Annotated in this window: 18 protein-coding genes; 5 read left to right on the plus strand and 13 right to left on the minus strand. The window is 67.2% G+C overall.

The features are described from left to right. Positions 1–29 precede the first annotated feature (29 nt). Genes nrdF through nrdH form a run of 5 tightly spaced genes read right to left on the minus strand, consistent with a single transcriptional unit; the run spans position 30 to position 4,714 of the window. Entirely contained in the window at positions 30–1,049 is a 1,020-nt protein-coding gene (gene nrdF, locus LQ757_RS12975; protein WP_231047670.1) for a class 1b ribonucleoside-diphosphate reductase subunit beta, read from the minus strand. Then, on the minus strand, positions 1,046–1,834 hold the full coding sequence (locus tag LQ757_RS12980; protein ID WP_231047671.1) for an NUMOD3 domain-containing DNA-binding protein: 789 nt from the start codon (positions 1,832–1,834) through the stop codon (positions 1,046–1,048). Before LQ757_RS12980 ends, nrdF begins: the two co-directional genes overlap by 4 nt. A gap of 40 nt (positions 1,835–1,874) precedes the next feature. Then, entirely contained in the window at positions 1,875–4,001 is a 2,127-nt protein-coding gene (nrdE, locus tag LQ757_RS12985) for a class 1b ribonucleoside-diphosphate reductase subunit alpha (RefSeq protein ID WP_231047672.1), read from the minus strand. A gap of 5 nt (positions 4,002–4,006) precedes the next feature. Continuing rightward, on the minus strand, positions 4,007–4,423 hold the full coding sequence (nrdI, locus tag LQ757_RS12990; protein ID WP_231047673.1) for a class Ib ribonucleoside-diphosphate reductase assembly flavoprotein NrdI: 417 nt from the start codon (positions 4,421–4,423) through the stop codon (positions 4,007–4,009). A 57-nt stretch (positions 4,424–4,480) separates the two neighbouring features. Beyond that, on the minus strand, positions 4,481–4,714 hold the full coding sequence (nrdH, locus tag LQ757_RS12995; RefSeq protein ID WP_026481845.1) for a glutaredoxin-like protein NrdH: 234 nt from the start codon (positions 4,712–4,714) through the stop codon (positions 4,481–4,483). Positions 4,715–5,235: 521 nt separating this feature from the next. Between nrdH and LQ757_RS13000 the strand changes: the two genes are divergently transcribed. After that, the gene (locus tag LQ757_RS13000) at positions 5,236–6,033 is read left to right on the plus strand and encodes an alpha/beta fold hydrolase (RefSeq protein WP_231047674.1); all 798 of its coding nucleotides are present in this window, start codon (positions 5,236–5,238) and stop codon (positions 6,031–6,033) included. 19 nt (positions 6,034–6,052) lie between these two features. Here the strand turns inward: LQ757_RS13000 and LQ757_RS13005 are convergent, their stop codons facing one another. Continuing rightward, a complete protein-coding gene (locus LQ757_RS13005) occupies positions 6,053–6,628 on the minus strand; it encodes an HhH-GPD-type base excision DNA repair protein (protein ID WP_231047675.1) in 576 nt (191 codons plus the stop codon). Positions 6,629–7,148: 520 nt separating this feature from the next. Here LQ757_RS13005 and LQ757_RS13010 point away from each other — a divergent pair. Further along, the gene (locus LQ757_RS13010; RefSeq protein ID WP_231047676.1) at positions 7,149–7,538 is read left to right on the plus strand and encodes a glyoxalase superfamily protein; all 390 of its coding nucleotides are present in this window, start codon (positions 7,149–7,151) and stop codon (positions 7,536–7,538) included. Between the two features lie 177 nt (positions 7,539–7,715). Here the strand turns inward: LQ757_RS13010 and araA are convergent, their stop codons facing one another. The 7 genes from araA to LQ757_RS13045 all read right to left on the minus strand — a co-directional run bounded on the left by araA (position 7,716) and on the right by LQ757_RS13045 (position 17,218). Beyond that, positions 7,716–9,239 carry an L-arabinose isomerase gene (gene araA, locus LQ757_RS13015; protein WP_231047677.1) on the minus strand — a complete coding sequence of 508 codons (1,524 nt, stop codon included), beginning with the start codon at positions 9,237–9,239 and terminating at the stop codon, positions 7,716–7,718. 123 nt (positions 9,240–9,362) lie between these two features. Then, positions 9,363–10,973, minus strand: a complete 1,611-nt coding sequence (locus LQ757_RS13020; RefSeq protein WP_231047678.1) for a xylulokinase — start codon at positions 10,971–10,973, stop codon at positions 9,363–9,365. 119 nt (positions 10,974–11,092) lie between these two features. After that, positions 11,093–12,337, minus strand: a complete 1,245-nt coding sequence (mmsB, locus tag LQ757_RS13025) for a multiple monosaccharide ABC transporter permease (RefSeq protein ID WP_231047679.1) — start codon at positions 12,335–12,337, stop codon at positions 11,093–11,095. Positions 12,338–12,363: 26 nt separating this feature from the next. Beyond that, positions 12,364–13,893 (minus strand): multiple monosaccharide ABC transporter ATP-binding protein, encoded by a 1,530-nt coding sequence (gene mmsA / locus LQ757_RS13030; protein ID WP_231047680.1) that lies wholly within the window; start codon positions 13,891–13,893, stop codon positions 12,364–12,366. Between the two features lie 85 nt (positions 13,894–13,978). Beyond that, positions 13,979–15,052, minus strand: coding sequence for a multiple monosaccharide ABC transporter substrate-binding protein (gene chvE, locus LQ757_RS13035; RefSeq protein WP_231048181.1), 1,074 nt, complete (start codon positions 15,050–15,052; stop codon positions 13,979–13,981). Positions 15,053–15,215: 163 nt separating this feature from the next. Further along, the gene (locus LQ757_RS13040; protein WP_231047681.1) at positions 15,216–15,941 is read right to left on the minus strand and encodes an L-ribulose-5-phosphate 4-epimerase; all 726 of its coding nucleotides are present in this window, start codon (positions 15,939–15,941) and stop codon (positions 15,216–15,218) included. Between the two features lie 302 nt (positions 15,942–16,243). Next, entirely contained in the window at positions 16,244–17,218 is a 975-nt protein-coding gene (locus LQ757_RS13045) for a LacI family DNA-binding transcriptional regulator (RefSeq protein ID WP_231047682.1), read from the minus strand. A 259-nt stretch (positions 17,219–17,477) separates the two neighbouring features. Between LQ757_RS13045 and LQ757_RS13050 the strand changes: the two genes are divergently transcribed. Genes LQ757_RS13050 through LQ757_RS13060 form a run of 3 tightly spaced genes read left to right on the plus strand, consistent with a single transcriptional unit; the run spans position 17,478 to position 19,579 of the window. Beyond that, a complete protein-coding gene (locus tag LQ757_RS13050; protein ID WP_231047683.1) occupies positions 17,478–18,185 on the plus strand; it encodes a hypothetical protein in 708 nt (235 codons plus the stop codon). Between the two features lie 36 nt (positions 18,186–18,221). Continuing rightward, positions 18,222–18,791 carry a PadR family transcriptional regulator gene (locus LQ757_RS13055; RefSeq protein WP_231047684.1) on the plus strand — a complete coding sequence of 190 codons (570 nt, stop codon included), beginning with the start codon at positions 18,222–18,224 and terminating at the stop codon, positions 18,789–18,791. After that, on the plus strand, positions 18,788–19,579 hold the full coding sequence (locus LQ757_RS13060) for an alpha/beta fold hydrolase (RefSeq protein WP_231047685.1): 792 nt from the start codon (positions 18,788–18,790) through the stop codon (positions 19,577–19,579). Before LQ757_RS13055 ends, LQ757_RS13060 begins: the two co-directional genes overlap by 4 nt.

The raw sequence follows: 19,579 nt of genomic DNA on the forward strand, positions 1-19,579 counted from the left end.
CTCATATTTCGTTCGCATGGTCAAAGGGCCTAGAAGTCCCAGTCCTCATCCTCAGTGACAACCGCCTTGCCGATCACGTACGAGCTCCCCGACCCCGAGAAGAAGTCGTGGTTCTCGTCGGCGTTCGGTGAGAGCGCCGAGAGGATGGCCGGGTTCACGTCGGTGACGGTCTTCGGGAACATCGGCTCGTAGCCGAGGTTCATGAGGGCCTTGTTCGCGTTGTAGTGCAGGAACTTCTTGACGTCCTCGGTGAGGCCGACGCCGTCGTAGAGGTCTTGCGTGTACTGCACCTCGTTATCGTAGAGCTCGTAGAGCAGCGAGAACGTGTAGTCCTTCAGGTCGTCGCGCTCGGCCTGCGACACCAACTCGAGCCCCTTCTGGAACTTGTAGCCGATGTAGTACCCGTGCACGGCCTCGTCGCGGATGATGAGGCGAATGAGATCGGCGGTGTTGGTGAGCTTCGCTCGCGATGACCAGTACATGGGCAGGTAGAAGCCCGAGTAGAAGAGGAACGACTCGAGCAGCGTCGAGGCGACCTTGCGCTTCAGCGGTGAGTCGCCACGGTAATACTCCATGACGATCGCGGCCTTCTTCTGAAGGTTCTCGTTCTCGACCGACCAGCGGAACGCCTCGTCGATCTCTTTCGTCGAGCACAGCGTCGAGAAGATCGATGAGTAGCTCTTGGCGTGTACCGACTCCATGAATGCGATGTTCGTGTACACCGCCTCTTCGTGCGGAGTGAGTGAGTCGGGGATCAGCGAGACCGCGCCGACCGTGCCCTGGATCGTGTCGAGCAACGTGAGGCCGGTGAACACACGCATCGTCAGCGTCTGCTCTTCGGGGGTCAGCGTGTTCCACGACTGCACGTCATTCGACAGCGGCACCTTCTCGGGCAGCCAGAAGTTGTTGACGAGGCGGTTCCAGACCTCGACATCCTTGTCGTCCTGGATGCGATTCCAGTTGATCGCATTGACGTGATCGACGAGCTTCACCTTGCCGCCGTGGGCCGGGTCGTTGCTGGCCGAGTTCACCGGGTCTGTGAGGGTCATTTGTTGTCTCTTTCGTTGTTGCGATCGTCGATGCAGTGCCGGCACGTCTCTTTGAAGACGCCCTTATTCGTATGGTGCCTCGTGTGTGCGTTTCGCACGCTCGAAGGCATTGCGCGTCCCTTTCGGACTGCAGACATCTTCGCCCGAGTCTCATCGCTTGCCGTTTTGCCGAAGTTCGGATTCAACTCTCCTCGACGCAACTCGGATAGTCGAGCGCGCGACTCCGCTGACATCGTGTGGCCGTAGCTCGGATGCTCAGAACCGAACTTGCCGAAGTTGGGATTCTCAGGCCCGGCGTTGGTGCCCTTCCGCATGGCAGACCACTTCGCCTTCTGCTCATCGGAATGGGTGCGCCCCCACATGGGAGCGTCCGGGCCGAATCGGTGAACGCCGGTCGGGCGTCCTCGCGCTCGGTCGCCAGCCGCCTTCCGCTGCTCCTCGGTCCAGACGTGCCCCTTCGATCCTCTTCCACCTTCCGCGAGGTTGAGCAAGCGATGCCCATCCCGCCTGAGCCGTGAGATCCACTCCCGCTCAGCCGCGCCGAGATCGTCAAGATTCGTCGTGACAACCGCGAGCGGAACCGCGATCGCGTGATCGCGACCGTGCTTCTTCAGCCAGTCGTGGAATGGGTTCTTCCGCCTGCCTGACTCGGCCGCCTTGAAGTGCTGACGCTCCCGAATCGTCACCGACTTTGTGGTGAGGCCGACGTACCGGAACTCACCGCTCTCGTACGTGCGGAACCCGTAGATCGCACCGATGAACGGTTCCCAATTCTTGGTGGCCATAGCCTCAGTCAACGCTGGCCTTCCTCCGGCATCCGTCACATCACAGCGTGCAACTGACGCAAAGATCCAGCTCGGTGCCCTCGAGCGCCAGCTGCCGCAGGCGGATGTAGTAGATCGTCTTGATCCCCTTCTTCCACGCGTAGATCTGGGCCCGGTTGATGTCGCGGGTCGTCGCCGTGTCCTTGAAGAAGAGCGTGAGCGAGAGTCCCTGGTCGACGTGCTGCGTGGCCGCGGCGTAGGTGTCGATGACCTTCTCGTAGCCGATCTCGTAGGCGTCCTGGTAGTACTCGAGGTTGTCGTTCGTCATGAACGCCGCCGGGTAGTACACGCGACCGAGCTTGCCTTCCTTGCGGATCTCGATCTTCGACGCGATCGGGTGGATCGACGCCGTCGAGTTGTTGATGTACGAGATCGACCCGGTGGGCGGCACGGCCTGCAGGTTCTGGTTGTATATGCCGTGTTCCTTGACGGATGCCGCGAGCTCGCGCCAATCCTCTTGAGTCGGGATGTGCACCCCTGCGTCGGCGAAGAGCTGCGTGACCTTCGCGGTAGCGGGCACCCACGGGGCATCCGTGTACTTCTCGAAGAATTCGCCGCTCGCGTACTTCGAATCGGCGAAGCCCTCGAACGTCTCGCCGCGCTCGATCGAGATGCGGTTCGACGCGCGCAGCGCGTGGAACAGCACCGTGTAGAAGTAGATGTTCGTGAAGTCGATGCCCTCTTCGCTGCCGTAGAAGATGCGCTCGCGGGCGAGGTAGCCGTGCAGGTTCATCTGGCCGAGGCCGATGGCGTGCGACTTGTCGTTGCCGTCTTCGATCGAGCGCACCGACGAGATGTGGCTCTGGTTCGACACCGAGGTGAGGCCGCGGATGGCGGTCTCGACGGTCTTGCCGAAGTCGGGCCCGTCCATCGTGAGGGCGATGTTCAGCGAACCGAGGTTGCAGCTGATGTCTTTACCGATCTGGTCGTACGAGAGGTCTTCGTTGTACGTCGTCGGGGTGTTGACCTGCAGGATCTCGCTGCACAGGTTCGACATGTTGATGCGGCCCTTGATGGGGTTCGCCTTGTTCACCGTGTCTTCGAACACGATGTAGGGGTAGCCGCTCTCGAACTGGATCTCGGCGATCGTCTGGAAGAACTCGCGCGCGTTGATCTTGGTCTTCTTGATGCGCGGGTTGTCGACCATCTCGCGGTAGTTCTCGGTGATGGGCACATCGCCGAACGGCTTGCCGTACACCTTCTCGACGTCGTACGGCGAGAAGAGGTACATGTCTTCGTTGTTCTTGGCGAGCTCGAAGGTGATGTCGGGCACGACGACGCCGAGCGAGAGCGTCTTGATGCGGATCTTCTCGTCGGCGTTCTCGCGCTTGGTGTCGAGGAACCGCATGATGTCGGGGTGGTGCGCGCTCAGGTAGACCGCGCCGGCGCCCTGGCGTGCGCCGAGCTGGTTGGCGTAGCTGAAGCTGTCTTCGAGCAGCTTCATGACGGGGATGATGCCCGACGACTGGTTCTCGATCTGCTTGATCGGTGCGCCCGACTCGCGGATGTTGCTGAGCAGCAGGGCGACGCCGCCGCCGCGCTTCGACAGCTGCAGCGACGAGTTGATGCCGCGCGAGATCGACTCCATGTTGTCTTCGATGCGCAGCAGGAAGCAGCTGACGAGCTCGCCGCGCTGCGCCTTGCCCGTGTTGAGGAACGTGGGCGTGGCCGGCTGGAAACGCCCGCCGATGATCTCTTCGACGAGGTCGGTCGCGAGCTGCTCGTCGCCCTGGGCGAGCCCGAGCGCGGTCATCACGACGCGGTCTTCGAAGCGCTCGAGGTACCGCTTGCCGTCGAACGTCTTGAGCGTGTAGCTCGTGTAGTACTTGAACGCGCCGAGGAACGTCTCGAACCGGAATTTCTTCGAGTACGCGAGGTCGTTGAGCTTCTGGATGAAGTCGAACGAGTACTGCGCGAGCACCTCGGGCTCGTAGTACTCCTTCTCGACGAGGTAGTCGAGCCGCTCCTTCAGCGAGTGGAAGAAGACCGTGTTCTGGTTGACGTGCTGCAGGAAGTACTCGCGAGCCGCCTCGCGGTCCTTCTCGAACTGGATCTCACCGTTCGCGCCGTAGAGGTTCAGCATCGCGTTGAGCGAGTGATAGTCCATCGCGGTGCGCGGAGCCTCCATGAGCGCTACGCCGTCTGTTGCTGCTGAGTTGACCAAAATGCGTCCAATCCATCGTTGACGGCGCGAACGTCGTCTGGGGTTCCGAATACTTCGAAGCGGTAGAGGTGCGGCACGTGGCATTTCGCGGCGATGATGTCGCCGGCGAGGCCGAAGGCCGAACCGAAGTTGGTGTTGCCGGCGCTGATGACGCCGCGGATGTACGAGCGATTCTCGGGATCGTTCAGGAAGCGGATGACCTGCTTCGGCACGGCGCCTTTGCCGTCGCCGCCGCCATAGGTCGGCAGGACGAGCACATAGGGCTCGTCAACGTGCACCTGCTGCTCACGCGCATACAGCGGGATGCGGGTCGCCGGGCGGCCCAGCTTCTCGATGAAGCGCTGCGTATTGCCCGAGACGCTCGAGAAGTAGACCAGGTTCGTCATGGTGCGTCCTCACGAGAGTGCGGGTTGAGGAGGCCGACGGCCGACTCGAAACCCGACCTAGGCGAGTCGCGAGGCGAGCTCGTCGATCTTGTCAGGGCGGAAGCCCGACCAGTGACCTTCATCGGTGATGACGACCGGGGCCTGCAGGTACCCGAGCTCTTTGACCTGCGCGAGGGCGTTCTCGTCGACAGACAGGTCGAGCACTTCGTACTCGATGCCCTTGCTGTCGAGGGCGCGATACGTCGCGTTGCACTGCACGCAAGAAGGCTTGGTGTAGACCGTGACCGTCATGATTTTCCCCTCGTTCTCTGCCCTGTTCAGGGCGTTCCCCCGTTGTGTGTTTCTGGACTTCTAATACTACATCTAGTGTTCATGGAACTCGACTGCCACAACATGATGTAGTTACATTCGTGTAGTTATCCACGGGGTTCTCCACCGGTTGTGAACAACGGATGTCGCGTGGATCGGCCTGTTTCCGCGGGAGCCGCCCGAGTTATCCACACCCGAGAAGAACTGGATCTCTTCGCCTGTGGAGTACCGCCGGGCGTGTCGCGGCGTGTCGCCGCCACGAGCCCTTGGGCCTCGAAAACCGCTCGACCCCTATATGTGGTGTTGTACCTCTCACGATGCCACCACCCACTGACATTGCCGTGGCTGCCGTTCGCCGGTCGAGTAGGCGCGCCAGCGCCGTATCGAGACCACGCACGTGATCTCGATACGCGTCCTCCTTCCTCGGGCGCTACTCGATCGGCGGTGGAGGACGGCCGCGGGGCGGCGTAGCCTGACCGCGAGGACTCGAGCAAGGGAGCCCGATGACCGAGTACGTGACATCCGCCGACGGCACGCGCATCGCCTATGACCGGCAGGGGTCGGGACCGCCGGTGATCCTCATCGCCGCCGCCATGCAGTTCCGCGCGTTCGACCCGACGACCGTCGAGATGGCGGGCCTGCTCGCGAGCCACGGCTTCGACGTCGTCAACTTCGACCGGCGCGGTCGCGGCGAGAGCCCCGCCGAGGCGCCGATCACGCTCGCGCAGACCATCGACGACCTGCGGGCGCTGATCGACGTGGTGCTCGACGGCACCGACGACGCGGTCGCGATGTTCGGCTTCTCGTCGGGCGCGTCGATCGCGCTCGCGGCGGCGGCCGCAGGCCTGCCCGTGTCGAAGCTGGCGCTCTTCGAGGTGCCGCTCGACCCGGAGGGCGGCAACGAGGGCGCCGTGTTCCTCGCGGAGTTGCGCGAGCGCATCGCGGCGGGTGACCGCGCCGGCACCCTCGAGACCTACATGGCCGACATGCCGCCCGAGTGGCTCGAGGGCGCGAAGCAGAGTCCCGCCTGGACGACGATGCTCGACGTCGCCCCCAGCCTCGAGGCCGACGCCGAGTCGCTCGCCTGGACGCAGTCGGCGCCGCGCGCCGAACTGTGGCGCGGCATCACGGCGCCGACGCTCGTGATGGTGGGTGAGCAGACCTTGCCGATCATGACCTCGGCAGCGGCATCCGTCGTCGCATCGATGCCGAACGCGCAGTCACGCGTCGTGCCCGCAGACAACCACGCGTTCGAGCCGCACTCGATGGCGCTCGCGATCGCGGAGTTCCTCGTCGGCTGACGGCGTCGCTTCGAGCGCGTCAGGACTTGGCGGACTTGGCCGCGGCCTTCGCCGCCTGCTTCGTGGCGCGCACCCTGGCGAGCGACTCGGGGTCGACGATGTCGGCGACCGAGCGGTGACTGCCGTCTTCGCCGTAGGAGCCGGCCGCCTCGCGCCAGCCCGCCGCCGCGACACCGAGCTGCTTGCCGAGCAGCGCCAGGAAGATCTTCGCCTTCTGCTCGCCGAACCCCGGCAGGGCCTTGAGGCGCTTCAGCACCTCGGCGCCGTCGGGGTCGCCCTGCTGCCAGATGGCCGCGGCGTCGCCGCCCCATTCGTCGACGACCGCCTGCGCGAGCGCCTGCACCCGACCCGCCATCGAGCCCGGGAAGCGGTGCACGGCCGGGGTCTGCTTGAACAGTTCGGCGAAGTGCTCGGGATCGTCGCCGGCGACGGCCTCGGGATTGATCGCGCCGAGGCGCTGCTTGATCTTGAGCGGTCCCGCGAACGCGGTCTCCATCGCGACCTGTTGGTCGAGCAGCATGCCGGTGAGCAGGGCGAATGCGTCGGTGCTGAGCAGCTCGTCGGCCGCGGGATCTCCGGTGATGTGCAATGCCATGCGCTCCATCCTTCCACCGCGGCACGCGGGTCGCCCAGCCCCAACCTCCGCCGCGATCCTTTCGTCGAGCGTGCACTCGGCGCCCCCGGGCGGGGCGGCGACTGCACTCTCGACGAAGGTCGGTTGCGCAGATGAGGCGTAGATGTGTGCCGAAAGTGCACTCCTCGCCCAAAGGAAGGGCGGCGACTGCACTCTCGACGAGTGAGGGAGGAAGAGAGAGAGAGAGAGAGAGGGAGGAAGAGAGAGAGAGAGAGTGAGGGAGGAAGAGAGCGAGCGCGTGCGGATGTCGCGGCTCGAGCGGATGTCGCGGCTCGAGCCGATGTCGCGGCTCCGGCGGATGTCACGACGGATGTCGCGGCGCGAGCGGATGTCGCGGCGCGAGCGGATGTCGCGGCGCGAGCCGGGGCATCCGTCGGTCGGATCTTGAACCGGACAGGAACTGGCCGCATGCTTGGCGAGACTGGTGGCAGGCGATTCGATGAGACGGATCGTGCCACACACACCCTACGAGGAGTGGAACATGGACTGGAAGATCGAACTCATCTTCGTGCCCGTCACCGATGTCGACCGCGCCAAGGAGTTCTACGTCGAGAAGCTCGGATTCAACGCCGACCACGACCAACGCGTGCACGAAGGCCTGCGGTTCGTGCAGCTGACGCCCCCGGGCTCGGCGTGCTCGATCGCGATCGGCGAAGGCCTCGGGCTCACGATGGCGCCGGGCTCGCAGGATTCGATCCAGGTCGTCATCCCCGACGCCGACGCCGTGCTGGCCGACCTGCGCGCGAAGGGCGTCGAGGCCGAAGGCGTCGACGAGCAGGCCTGGGGCCGGTTCATCACGCTGCAGGATCCCGACGGCAACCGCTGGACCCTGCAGCAGCTGCCGGACTGGTCAGCGTCCGCGAACGCTTGACCTGGCCCTGCGCAGCCCACGCGGCTCGCGCGGCTCGCGCGGCTCGCGCGGCTCGCGCGAGTGTTTCCGTTCGCGCCGAGTGTTTCCGTTCTGGCGGCGACATTCGGCGCGAACGGAAACGCTCGGCGGTGGGGGCGGCGACGCGGCGGGCCCGCCTGACCGGCCCGCGTGCTTCGATCAGAGGCCCTGGGCCAGTCGGAAGTAGGCCTGGTTCCAGCGTACTTCCCGCTGGAAATCAGGCAGCGTCGTCTGCTCGTCGATGACGAGCAGCTCGGTCTTCGCCATCTCGGCGAAGTCGCGGAACACGTCGACGCCGACCGCAGTCGACATCACCGTGTGGTGCGCGGCGCCGGCGGTGAGCCAGGCCGCAGCCGACGTGCGGAAGTCGGGCGCCGGCTTCCAGACGGCGCGTCCGACGGGCAGGTTGGGCAGCGGATGCCGCGGCTCGACGTTCTCGACCACGTTGGCCGTGAGGCGGAACCGGTCGCGCATGTCGCTCAGGGCGACGACGACCGCCGGACCGGGGTCGGCGGTGAAGACGAGCCGCACCGGGTCGTCCTTGCCGCCGATGCCGAGGGGGTGCACCTCGAGTGACGGGCGCGAGGTCGTGAGCGACGGCGACACCTCGAGCATGTGCGCGCCGAGGATGAGCTCGTCGCCGGGCGTGAGGTCGTAGGTGTAGTCCTCCATGAGGGAGGCGCCGCCGGGGAGCCCAGCGCCCATGACGTTCGCGATGCGGACGAGCACGGCGGTCTTCCAGTCGCCCTCGGCGCCGAAGCCGTAGCCCTCGGCCATGAGCCGCTGCACCGCGAGGCCCGGCAGCTGCTTCAACGCGCCGAGGTCTTCGAACGACGTCGTGAAGGCGCCGAAGCCGCCCTCCTCGAGGAACGAGCGCAGACCGAGCTCGATCGCCGCGCCGTAGCGCAGCGACTCGTGGCGGTCGCCGCCCGTGCGGAGCGACGGCACGACGTCGTAGAGCTCCTCGTACTCGGCGACGAGGGCGTCGATGTCGGCATCGGCCGTCGCGTGCACCGCGTCGGCGAGCTCGTTCACGCCCCACGTGTTCACCTGCACGCCGAACCGCAGCTCGGCCTCGGTCTTGTCGCCCTCGGTCACGGCGACGTAGCGCATGTTGTCGCCGAACCGGGCGAGCTTCAGGTTGCGCGATGCGGCGAGCCCGGCCGCCGCGCGCTGCCAGGTGCCGAGCTCGGACTGCACCCGCGGGTCGGAGGCGTGCCCCACGATTGTCTTGCGTGGCACCCCGAGTCGGGTCTGGATGTAGCCGAACTCGCGGTCGCCGTGCGCGGCCTGGTTGAGGTTCATGAAGTCGAAGTCGATCTCGCCCCAGGGCAGCTCGACGTTCGCCTGCGTGTGCAGGTGCGCGAGCGGCTTCTGCAGGGCGTCGAGGCCGGCGATCCACATCTTCGCGGGGCTGAACGTGTGCATCCACGCGGTCACGCCGATCACGCGGTCGTCGGCGTTGGCCTCGAGCGCGACCCGCTTGATCGCGGCCGAGTCGGTGAGCACGGGCTTCCACACGAGGCGCACCGGCACATCGGATGACCCGTCGAGCGTCTCGGCGATGACCCGAGACTGTTCGGCGACCTGACGCAGGGTGTCCCCGCCGTAGAGGCCCTGGCTGCCGGTGAGGAACCACACCTCGTACGCGTCGAGCGAGGTAGTGAGCGGGGTGCGGGTCATCGGTGTCTCCTCCTGGTGCGGTGGTCGGTGAAGCGTGTTCGGTGAAGCGTGTTCGGTGAAGCGTGTTCGGCGATGCGGTTCGGTGATGCGGTTCGGTGGATCGGTGTGCGGGGCGGCGCTCGCTTAGAGCGCGTCGACGGCGGCCGCCTCGGCGGTGAGGCCGGCTCGGTAGCGGTCGAGGTAGGCGGCGAAGCCGGCGACATCCGCCGGATCGGGGTCGACAGTGTCGACGGCGGCCTTCGCGAAGACGCGGTCGTTCAGGTACGCGCCGAGGTCGAGGTCGTCGGCGGAGGACAGGTACGACGCCAGCACGGCGATGCCCCAGGCGCCGCCCTCTGACGCGGTTTCGCCGACCGCGACGGGCGCGTCGAGCGCGCCGGCGAGGAAGCGCTGGGCTACCCCGGCGGTGCGGAAGATGCCGCCGTGCGCGAACATGCGGTCGAGTCCGACGCCCTCGCCGGCGAGCACCCGCATGCCGAGCGCGAGCGTGCCGTACACGCCGTAGAGCTGGGCGCGCATGAAGTTGGCGAGGGTGAGCCGGCTGTCGGGCGTGCGGACAACCATGGGCCGGCCCTCGGCGAGCCCCGCGATCGGCTCGCCGGCGAGGTGGTTATACGCGAGCAGCCCGCCCGCGTCGGCCTCGCCGTCGAGGGCCGCACGGAAGAGCACCTCGAACACGGCATCGTTGTCGACGGATGCCCCGGCAACGGCCGCGAACTGCCCGAATACGCCCGCCCAGGCGGCGAGCTCGCTCGCGCCGTTGTTGCAGTGCACCATCGCCACGGGATCGCCCGCGGGCGTCGTGACGAGGTCGAGTTCGTGGTGCGCCCGCTCGAGCGGGCGCTCCAGCACCACCATCGCGAAGATGCTCGTGCCGGCGCTGACGTTGCCGGTGCGGGGCGCGACCGAGTTGGTGGCGACCATGCCCGTGCCGGCGTCGCCCTCGGGCGGGCACAGCGGGGCTCCGGGCCGGAGCGCACCCGTCGGGTCGAGGAGGGCGGCGCCCTCGGCGGTCAGCTCCCCGGCATGCCGGCCGGCCGGCAGCACCTCGGGGAGCAGCTCGGCGACGTGCAGTCCGGGCGCGCGATCGGCGATGAGCCCGTCGCACGCCTCGAGCAGCCGGGTGTCGTAGTCGTTCGTCGAGGAGTCGATCGGGAACATCCCCGAGGCGTCGCCCACGCCGAGCACCTTGCGGCCCGTGAGTCGCCAGTGCACGTATCCGGCGAGGGTCGTGAAGAAGCGGATGCCCCGGGCGTGCGGCTCCTCGTCGAGGATCGCCTGATACAGGTGCGCGATCGACCAGCGCAGCGGGATGTTGAGGCCGAATCGCTCGCTGAGCTCGGCCGCGGCCGGGCCCGTCGAGGTGTTGCGCCAGGTTCGGAAGCGCACGAGCAGTTCGTCGTCAGCGTCGAACGCGAGGTAGCCGTGCATCATCGCCGACACGCCGATCGCGCCGAACGTGCGGGGCTCCACGTCGTAGCGGCGTCGCACGTCGGCGACGAGATCGGCGTAGGCGGCCTGCAGGCCCGACCACACCGCGTCGACCGAATAGGTCCAGCGACGGTCGACGAACTCGTTCTCCCATTCGTGGCCGCCGACGGCGAGCACCTCGCCCGCATCCTCGCCGATCAGGCACGCCTTGATGCGCGTCGAGCCGAGCTCGATGCCGAGCGACGTGCGACCCTCGAGGATCGCCGCTCGAGCGTCATCCGTCGTCTTCGTGGACTCGGTCATCGGCGTGCTTCCCTACTCTCGCCGTCAGCGTTCTGGATTGTCGTCACGGGGCTCCTTCGTGCGCAGCGACGGGCCCCCGCCGATGGCAGAGGCCCGTCGTCGGTCGCGCAGGGCTCGGGTCAGTTGCCGCCCGACCGGCGCTTGTTGTACACGTCGAACGCGACCGCGAGCAGCAGCACCAGGCCCTTCACGGCCTGCTGCCACTCGATGCCGATGCCCATGATCGACATGCCGTTGTTGAGCACGCCGATGATCAGGCCACCGATGATCGCGCCGCCAATCGTGCCGACGCCGCCCTGCACGGCAGCGCCGCCGATGAACGCCGCAGAGATCGCCTCGAGTTCGAAGCCGTCACCGGCCTTCGGCCCGGCGAGGTTCAGTCGCGCCGTGAAGATGAGGCCGGCGAGCGCGGCGAGCACGCCCATGTTGACGAACAGCCAGAAGTCGACCCGGCGGGTCTTGATGCCCGACAGTTCGGCCGCGTGGCGGTTTCCGCCGATGGCGTAGATGTGGCGGCCGAACACCGTGCGGTTCATGACGATGCCGTACACGAGTACGAGCACGGCGAGGATGATGAGCGTGATCGGGATGCCCTTGTACGACGCGAGCGAGTAGGCGAAGAAGCCGATCGCGACCGAGACGAGCACGAGCTTCGTGATGAACCACGCCATCGGCTCGACGTCTTGACCGTACTTCTGGCGGCCGCGGCGGGTGCGCACCTGCTGCACCACGAGCGCGAGGATCGCGAGCGCGCCGACTCCCAGTGTCAGCGGATCGATCTCGAACTCGCCGAACACGTCCGTGAGGAATCCGTTTCCGAGGGCGCGGTACTCGGCGGGGAACGAGCCGATGTTCGCATTGCCGAGCACGACGAGTGCGAGGCCGCGGAAGATGAGCATGCCCGCAAGCGTCACGATGAACGCGGGAATCCCCACGTAGGCGATCCAGAAGCCCTGCCAGACGCCGACGAGGGCGCCGATCGCGAGCGACAGGATCACCGCGAGCCACCACGGCAAGCCCCATTGCACGGCGAAGACGCCAGAGCAGGCACCGACGAAGGCCGCGACCGATCCGACCGACAGGTCGATGTGGCCGGCGATGATCACCATCACCATGCCGATCGCGAGCACGAGGATGTACCCGTTCTGCACGACGAGGTTCGAGATGTTCTGCGGACGCAGCAGGATGCCCTCGGTCAGGATCGCGAACAGCACGACGACCGCGATGAGCGCGATGAAGATGCCGTTCTTGCCGAGGTCGGCCAGGATGTGGCTCAGGCGGTCGGTGAGCTTGTTCTCGACGGGGTTGACATTGCCACCGCCGACGCGGGCTTCCTCGATGGTGGGGGGATTGGGGTTCGACATGGGGTTCTCCTGGTGGTCCGCCGGGGTCAGCGGGGCTTTTCCATGGTCATGAGCTTGAGCATCGACTCGGGCGTCGCCTCGGCGACGGGGAGCTCGCCGGTGATACGGCCCTCGGAGAGCGCGTAGACGCGGTCCGAGATGCCGAGGAGCTCGGGGAGCTCAGACGAGATGACGATGATGCCCTTGCCCTGGGCTGCGAGCCGATTGATGATCGAGTAGATCTCGTACTTCGCACCCACGTCGATGCCGCGGGTGGGCTCATCGAGGATGAGCACGTCTGGGTCGGAGTAGATCCACTTCGACAGGACGACCTTCTGCTGGTTGCCGCCCGAGAGCTTGCCGGTCTTCACGAGCACGTTCGGCGCCTTGATGTTCATCGAGGTGCGGTACTCGTTCGCGACCTTGTACTCCTCGTTGTCGTGCACGAGGCCGTACTTCTCGAGCTTCTTCAGCGATGCCATCGAGATGTTGCGCTTGATGTCCTCGATGAGGTTGAGGCCGTAGGTCTTGCGATCCTCGGTCGCGTAGGCGATGCCGTGCTCGATGGCCTCGGCGACCGTGCGCGTCCTGATCTCCTTGCCGCGCAGGAACACGCGGCCCGAGATCTTCGAACCGTACGACTGGCCGAACAGGCTCATCGCGAACTCGGTGCGCCCCGCGCCCATGAGCCCCGCGATGCCGACGATCTCGCCGGCGCGCACGTTGAGGTTGACCTTGTCGACGACCACGCGCGACGTGTCCTGCGGGTGATGCGCGGTCCAGTCCTCGACGCGCAGCAGCTCTTCGCCGATGTGGGGCGTGTGGTCGGGGTACCGGTGCTCGAGGTCGCGACCGACCATGTCCTTGATGATGCGGTCTTCAGTGACGTCGGTCTTCGCGATGGTCTCGATGGTCTTGCCGTCGCGGATGACGGTGACCGAGTCGGCGACCTTCTTGATCTCGTTCAGCTTGTGACTGATGATGATCGACGTGATGCCCTGGCCCTTGAGGTGCAGGATCAGGTTCAGCAGGTGATCGGAGTCCTCGTCATTGAGGGCTGCGGTCGGCTCGTCGAGGATGAGGAGCTTCACCTCTTTCGAGAGCGCCTTGGCGATCTCGACGAGCTGCTGCTTGCCGACCCCGATATCCATGATCTTCGTCGTGGGGTTCTCGCGCAGGCCGACGCGGGCGAGCAGCTTCGACGCCTCGAAGTTCGTCTTGTTCCAGTCGATGAGGCCGCCGCGCCCGCGAAGCTCGTTGTTGAGGAAGATGTTCTCGGCGATCGAGAGGTAGGGGCTGAGTGCCAGCTCCTGGTGGATGATGACGATGCCCTTGGCCTCACTGTCGGTGAGGTCCTTGAACTCGACGGTCTCGTTCTCGAAGACGATGTCGCCGTTGTACGTGCCGTGCGGGTAGACGCCCGAGAGCACCTTCATGAGGGTCGACTTGCCGGCGCCGTTCTCGCCGCAGATCGCGTGCACCTCGCCGCGCGCGACCGAGAGGTTGACGTTCGCGAGGGCCTTCACGCCCGGGAACGTCTTCGTGATGCCGCGCATCTCGAGAATGTCAGTGGTCATCGTTGCTCCTGCTTCACTGCCGGGTGATGAACCTGTCGGTGGGGGCTACCGTAGTACCCCCACCGACAGGTCGCGATGCACGGCTTCAGCCGTTGATTTCCTCTTCGGTCCAGTAGCCGCTGTCGACGAGGACCTCGGTGATGTTGTCCTTGACGACGATCTGCGACTCGAGCAGGTACGACGGCACGGTGATCACGCCGTTGTCGTAGTCCTTCGTGTTGTTGACCTCGGGCTCCTCGCCGTTCAGGATCGCCGCCGCCATGTCGACCGCGACGGCCGCGAGCTCACGCGTGTCCTTGAAGATGGTGGCGAACTGCTCGCCCGAGTTGATCGCCTTGACCGAGTCGAGCTCGGCGTCCTGGCCCGAGATGATCGGCCAGCCCTCGCCGACCGAGTAGCCCGCGTCGGTGAGCGCCGAGATGATGCCGCGCGACAGGCCGTCGTAGGGCGAGAGCACCGCGTTGACCGTCGAGCCGTCGGAGTACGTCGAGGTGAGGATGTTCTCCATGCGCTCCTGCGCGACCTCGCCGTCCCAGCGGAGGATGGCGGCCTGCTCGAAGTCGGTCTGGCCCGACTTCACGACGAGGGTGCCCGCGTCGATGTACGGCTGCAGCGTGTCGATCGCGCCGTTCCAGAAGAACGTGGCGTTGTTGTCATCCGGCGAACCGGCGAACAGCTCGATGTTGAACGGCCCGGCGGGGGCGTCGGCCGCCTCTGCGCCCTCGAGGTCGGTCAGGCCGAGGCCGTTGAGCAGCGACGTCGCCTGCTGCACGCCGACGATGTAGTTGTCGAACGACGCGTAGTAGTCGACGTTCTCGGAGTCGCGGATGAGGCGGTCGTACGCGATCACGGGGATCTCGGCGTCGGCCGCGTCCTGCAGCACCTGGGTGAGGGTGGTGCCGTCGATCGACGCGATGATGAGCGCCTCGGCGCCCTTCGTGATCATGTTCTCGATCTGCGAGACCTGGGTGGGGATGTCGTCTTCCGCGTACTGCAGGTCGACCTCGAAGCCCTGCTCCTCGAGCTGCGCCTTGACGGCGTCGCCGTCCTGGATCCAGCGCTCCGAGCTCTTGGTGGGCATCGCGACGCCGATGAGGCCGCCGTCGCCGCCGCCCTCGCCGCCGGCGGCGTTGCCCGAGCACGCGGCGAGCGCGAGCATCGAGCCGGCCGCGAGCGTCGCGAGAAGCACCTTCTTCGTGTTCTTCACGGTGTTTCCTTTCACTGTGTCAATCAATTGGACGTCGTTGTCTTGGTGACTGCCGGAGTCGGCTGCGTCCATGCCAACCGCCTCCCCTCGCCGACCGCCGAGGCGGTCGCAAGTCTCATGTGGAACTCTTCGCCGTTCGACGTGGGTCGGCGGCCTGCCCGTAGACGTTCTGGTATCGCTCGTGGAGGGAGTCGATCGCCTCCTGCGGGATCGGCACCAGCGGGCCGGCCTCGCGGGCCAGGTGCACGGTGCGGGCGACGTCTTCGACCATGACCGCCGTCTTCACGGCGTCCTTCGGGGTCGCGCCGATCGTGAACGGCCCGTGGTTCTGCATCAGCACGGCTCGGCTGCGATGCCCCGAGAGGGTCTGGACGATGCCGCGCCCGATCGAGTCGTCGCCGATGATCGCGAACGGGCCCACGGGAATCGACCCGCCGAACTCGTCGGCCATCGCCGTGATCACGCACGGGATCTCTTCGCCGCGCGCTGCCCAGGCGGTCGCGTAGGTCGAGTGGGTGTGCACCACGCCACCGACCTCGGGCATGTTGCGGTACACGTAGGCGTGCGTCGAGGTGTCGGACGACGGGCTGAGGGCGGCACCCGGGGTGCCCTCGATGACGTTGCCGTCGAGGTCGCACAGGATCATGTTCTCGGGCGCCAGCTCGTCGTACGAGACGCCTGAGGGCTTGATCACGAACAGGTCGGCGCCGGGAACGCGACCCGAGATGTTGCCGCCCGTCCAGACGACGAGCCCGTAGCGGGTCAGCTCGGCGTGCAGCCGCGCCACCTCGGCGCGGACTCGCGCCACGGCCACCTCGACCTGCGGTCCGAACGTGCTCATGCGACTGCCGCCGCCGCGGTGGCGCCCGCTTCTCGACCGGCGCACGGGTGATCGTGCAGCAACGGTGCAACGGTGGTCGGCACGGTCGGGACTCCTTCGTCGAGGGGATGTCGCGTCATGATCCGGTCTCGAATGTGACCGTTCACATGGCGACACTCATGTTAGCCACATGCCCGAACCCGCTGTCAACTCGCAAAAGTAACGGAACGGTAACGTCACGGTGGACGGCCGACGGCCGGCCACCCGAGCGGCCGGCAGTCGTCTGCACCCTGCCGCGGGGGCGGCGGGCAGGCACCGGCCGGTCAGAACGAGGGCCGGCTGGTCGATCCGCGCACGATGAGCTCGGGCACGATCGTGCTGTGATGTTCGACCGCAGTCGGGTCGATATCGCCCAGCAACAGGGCGACGCATCGCCGGCCGAGCTCCGCGAAGTCCTGGCGCACCGTCGTGAGCGGCGGCCAGAAGTGCGCCGCCTCGGGGATGTCGTCGAAGCCGATGATCGACACGTCGCCGGGCACATCGAGCCCCGCATCGCGCACGGCGTGCATGAGCCCGAGCGCCATCTGGTCGTTCGAGGAGAAGATCGCCGTGAAGTCGCGAACGGTGAGCAGCTCCCGCCCAACGTAGTACCCGAAGTCCGCGGTCCAGTCACCGAGGATCGGTGCGGTCGTGGGCACGTCCTGCGCGCTCATCTCGTCGAGGAACCCGCGCATCCGCGCCTCGGCCTCGATCCAGTCCTGCGGGCCGGCCAAGTGGTAGATGTTCCGATGCCCCAATTCGATCAGGTGCCGGGTGGCCAGGCGTGCACCCGCGATCTGGTCGACCGACAGTGTGCGAATGGGCTCGTCGCCGGTGGACTGCAGGGTCACGAACGGCACGTCGATCGACATCTCGGCGAGCGTCTCGAGCACCCGCACCTGCGGGGCGATCACGACGAGACCCTCGATGCTCTGCGCCGCGAGATGGGCGAGCGCGTCGGCGATCGATGCGGCGTCGGTCGACTCGAGGTTCGCCGTGCTGACCCAGTACCCCGACGCGCGTGCCGCCGCCTCGATCGCGGCGATGCTCGACGCGGGACCGTACTGGGTGCTCGACGCCGAAAGGATCCCGATGATGCGCGAACGGCTCGTGACGAGCGCGCGCGCCGCCCGGTTGGGCTTGTACTGCAGCTCGGCCATCACGTCGAGCACGCGCTGTTTCGTCTCGGGCCGAATGCTCGGATGATGGTTCAGCACACGCGACACAGTCTGGTGCGAGACCCCGGCGAGGCGCGCCACATCGCGAATGCTCGGCGCGCGACTGCGCTGTGTTTCCCCCGACACTGGACCTCGATCACGATTTCGGCATGTTCACGGTCACACACGCCGGCGAGTCCATTATGCACAGCACGCGAGGGAATGTGACAGTCACACATGTGACGGTCACATGACGCTCGAATGGCCTGAACGGCGGCGGATGCCCCGGCGTCCGACCCGTCGCGGTATCGTGCTGCCATCGCACCACCCGGTGCCACCGCGGCGACCTCGAAAGGCCCCGATGGCCGACTTCATGCACGACCTGCCCCTCAGCTGGCGCCCCCGGCGCGACGAGTCCGACGTCACGGGCGACTGGCGCGACGCCGTCGCCGAGATCCTCGACGTCGCGGCGACCCAGCTCGACGCCGCAGAGGTCGGCGACGCCACCCGCGAGTGGCTCGCGACCGACTTCCTGCGCGCGGCGAGCTCGCGGCGACTGAAGTTCGCCGAAGCCGAACCAGAATCAGAAACCGAGCCCGAGCCCGAGCCCTCCCCGGAGCCCGCCGCGGCGCACGACGCCGACGCAGGTCGGCCCGCACAGGGCCCGACCGCACAGGGCCCGACCGCACAGGGCCCGGTCGCCGCGCCCCCGGCCGATCGACTCCGCGCCGCCGCGGTCATGTCCCGCAACGCTCGAGCCGTGCCGGTGCGTGTCCTCGCGCGCGTGGTCGCCGCATACCTAGTTCTCGCACGCGAGATCGATGCCGCGCCGACCATCGCGTCGCGCACGAGCGGCGCCGTCGCCCTCTACCTGGCGGCGAAGGCACCGACGCCCATTCGCGCGGTCATCAACGGGCACACCCTGCGCGCCCGAGACGCCGACTGGGACTTCGGGCGCGGCCCGGTGCTCGAGGCCGATGCCGTGCCGATGCTCGAGTTCCTGCTCGGGCGCAGCGACTCGGCGCCGCGTCCCGCTCCGCGCTCGGCTCCGGGGACATCCGGATACTAGTTGACAATGCACCTAGGTGCGTTGTCTACTAGGGACATGATCCTCGCACGCATCATCCTCGGGCTGCTCGACATCGCGCCCATGAGCGGATACGACGTGAAGCGCTATGTCGACACGGTGGTGACCCACTTCTGGACCGCCGACAAGTCGCAGGTCTACCGCACGCTCGCCGGGCTCGTCGCCGACGGGCTCGCGCGCACCGAGACCGTGCCCGGAACGACGGCCCCCGACCGGCTCGTGCATCACCTCACCGACGCCGGCCGCACCGCGCTGCACGAGTGGCTCGTCTCCGCGCTCGACCGGCAACCCGAGCGCGACGCGTTCCTCGCACGGGCGTTCTTCGCCGGCGGCCTCGACGACGACGAGCTGGGCGAGCTGCTCGCGCGCCGCCGCGCCGCCGGCGAGCAACTGCTCGCCACCCTCGCCGCGATGCGCGAGAGCACGCCCGCACCTCGGGATCGCGCCGGGCGCCTGCGCCTCGCGACGCTCGAGAACGGCATGCGTCACGCCCGCACCGAGCTCGAGTGGCTCGACGACGTCGCCCGAGAACTCGAACTCGGCCACGACCGCGACCGCGACCACGACCTCGAAACGGCACGCTCATGACCGGCACCGACGCCCGACCCGTGTTCCCCGAGTTGCACCCGGCTTCGGCAACCTCGCGCGGCACGGTCGTGCTGCTGCACGGCGGCAACGTCGCGAACTGGATGTGGGCGCCGCAGCTGCCCGCCCTCACCGACTTCGACGTGCTCGCGCTCGACCTGCCGGCCTTCGGCGCCCGGGTCGGCGAGCCCTGGCCGGGCCTTCCCGGCGCCGCCGACGATGTCGTCGCGCGCATCCGGTCGTACGGCATCGACCGACCGGTGCACCTCGTGGGCCTGTCGCTCGGCGGCATCGTCGCGCTCCGGGCGCTGGAGCGGCATCCCGATGCGTTCACGTCGGGTCTCGCCTCGGGGGCTGCCGTGCTGCGCGTGGGCGGCACGGCCCGTTCGACCGCCTGGCTGCAGGACCGGTTCTGGGACTCCCCCGCGTTCTGGCGCGCGCAGGCTCGCGCGTTCCGGCTGCCGCGCGACTCGCGCGAGCTCTACGTCGAGCACGGCCTCTCGATCGATCGCGAGAGCGCCCGCCGCATGCTGGGCGAGGTCTACGCCGGCGGGGTCCCCGACCTGTCGGGATTCCCCGGCGATCTGCTCGCGGTCGCCGGATCGAGGGAACCCGCGGTCATCCGCCGCTCACTCGGCGCGATCGCCGGTGCCGGCCCTCACGTCACCACGCGCCTCGCACCCGGAATGCACCACGTCTGGAACATCGAAGACGTCGACCTCTTCAACGACATGCTGCGCATCTGGGTGCTCGAGCGCCGAGTCACGGCACGCCTGGTCGAGCCCCGCTGA

The sequence above is a fragment of the Agromyces cavernae genome (assembly GCF_021044935.1).
Taxonomy (GTDB): Bacteria; Actinomycetota; Actinomycetes; order Actinomycetales; family Microbacteriaceae; genus Agromyces; species Agromyces cavernae.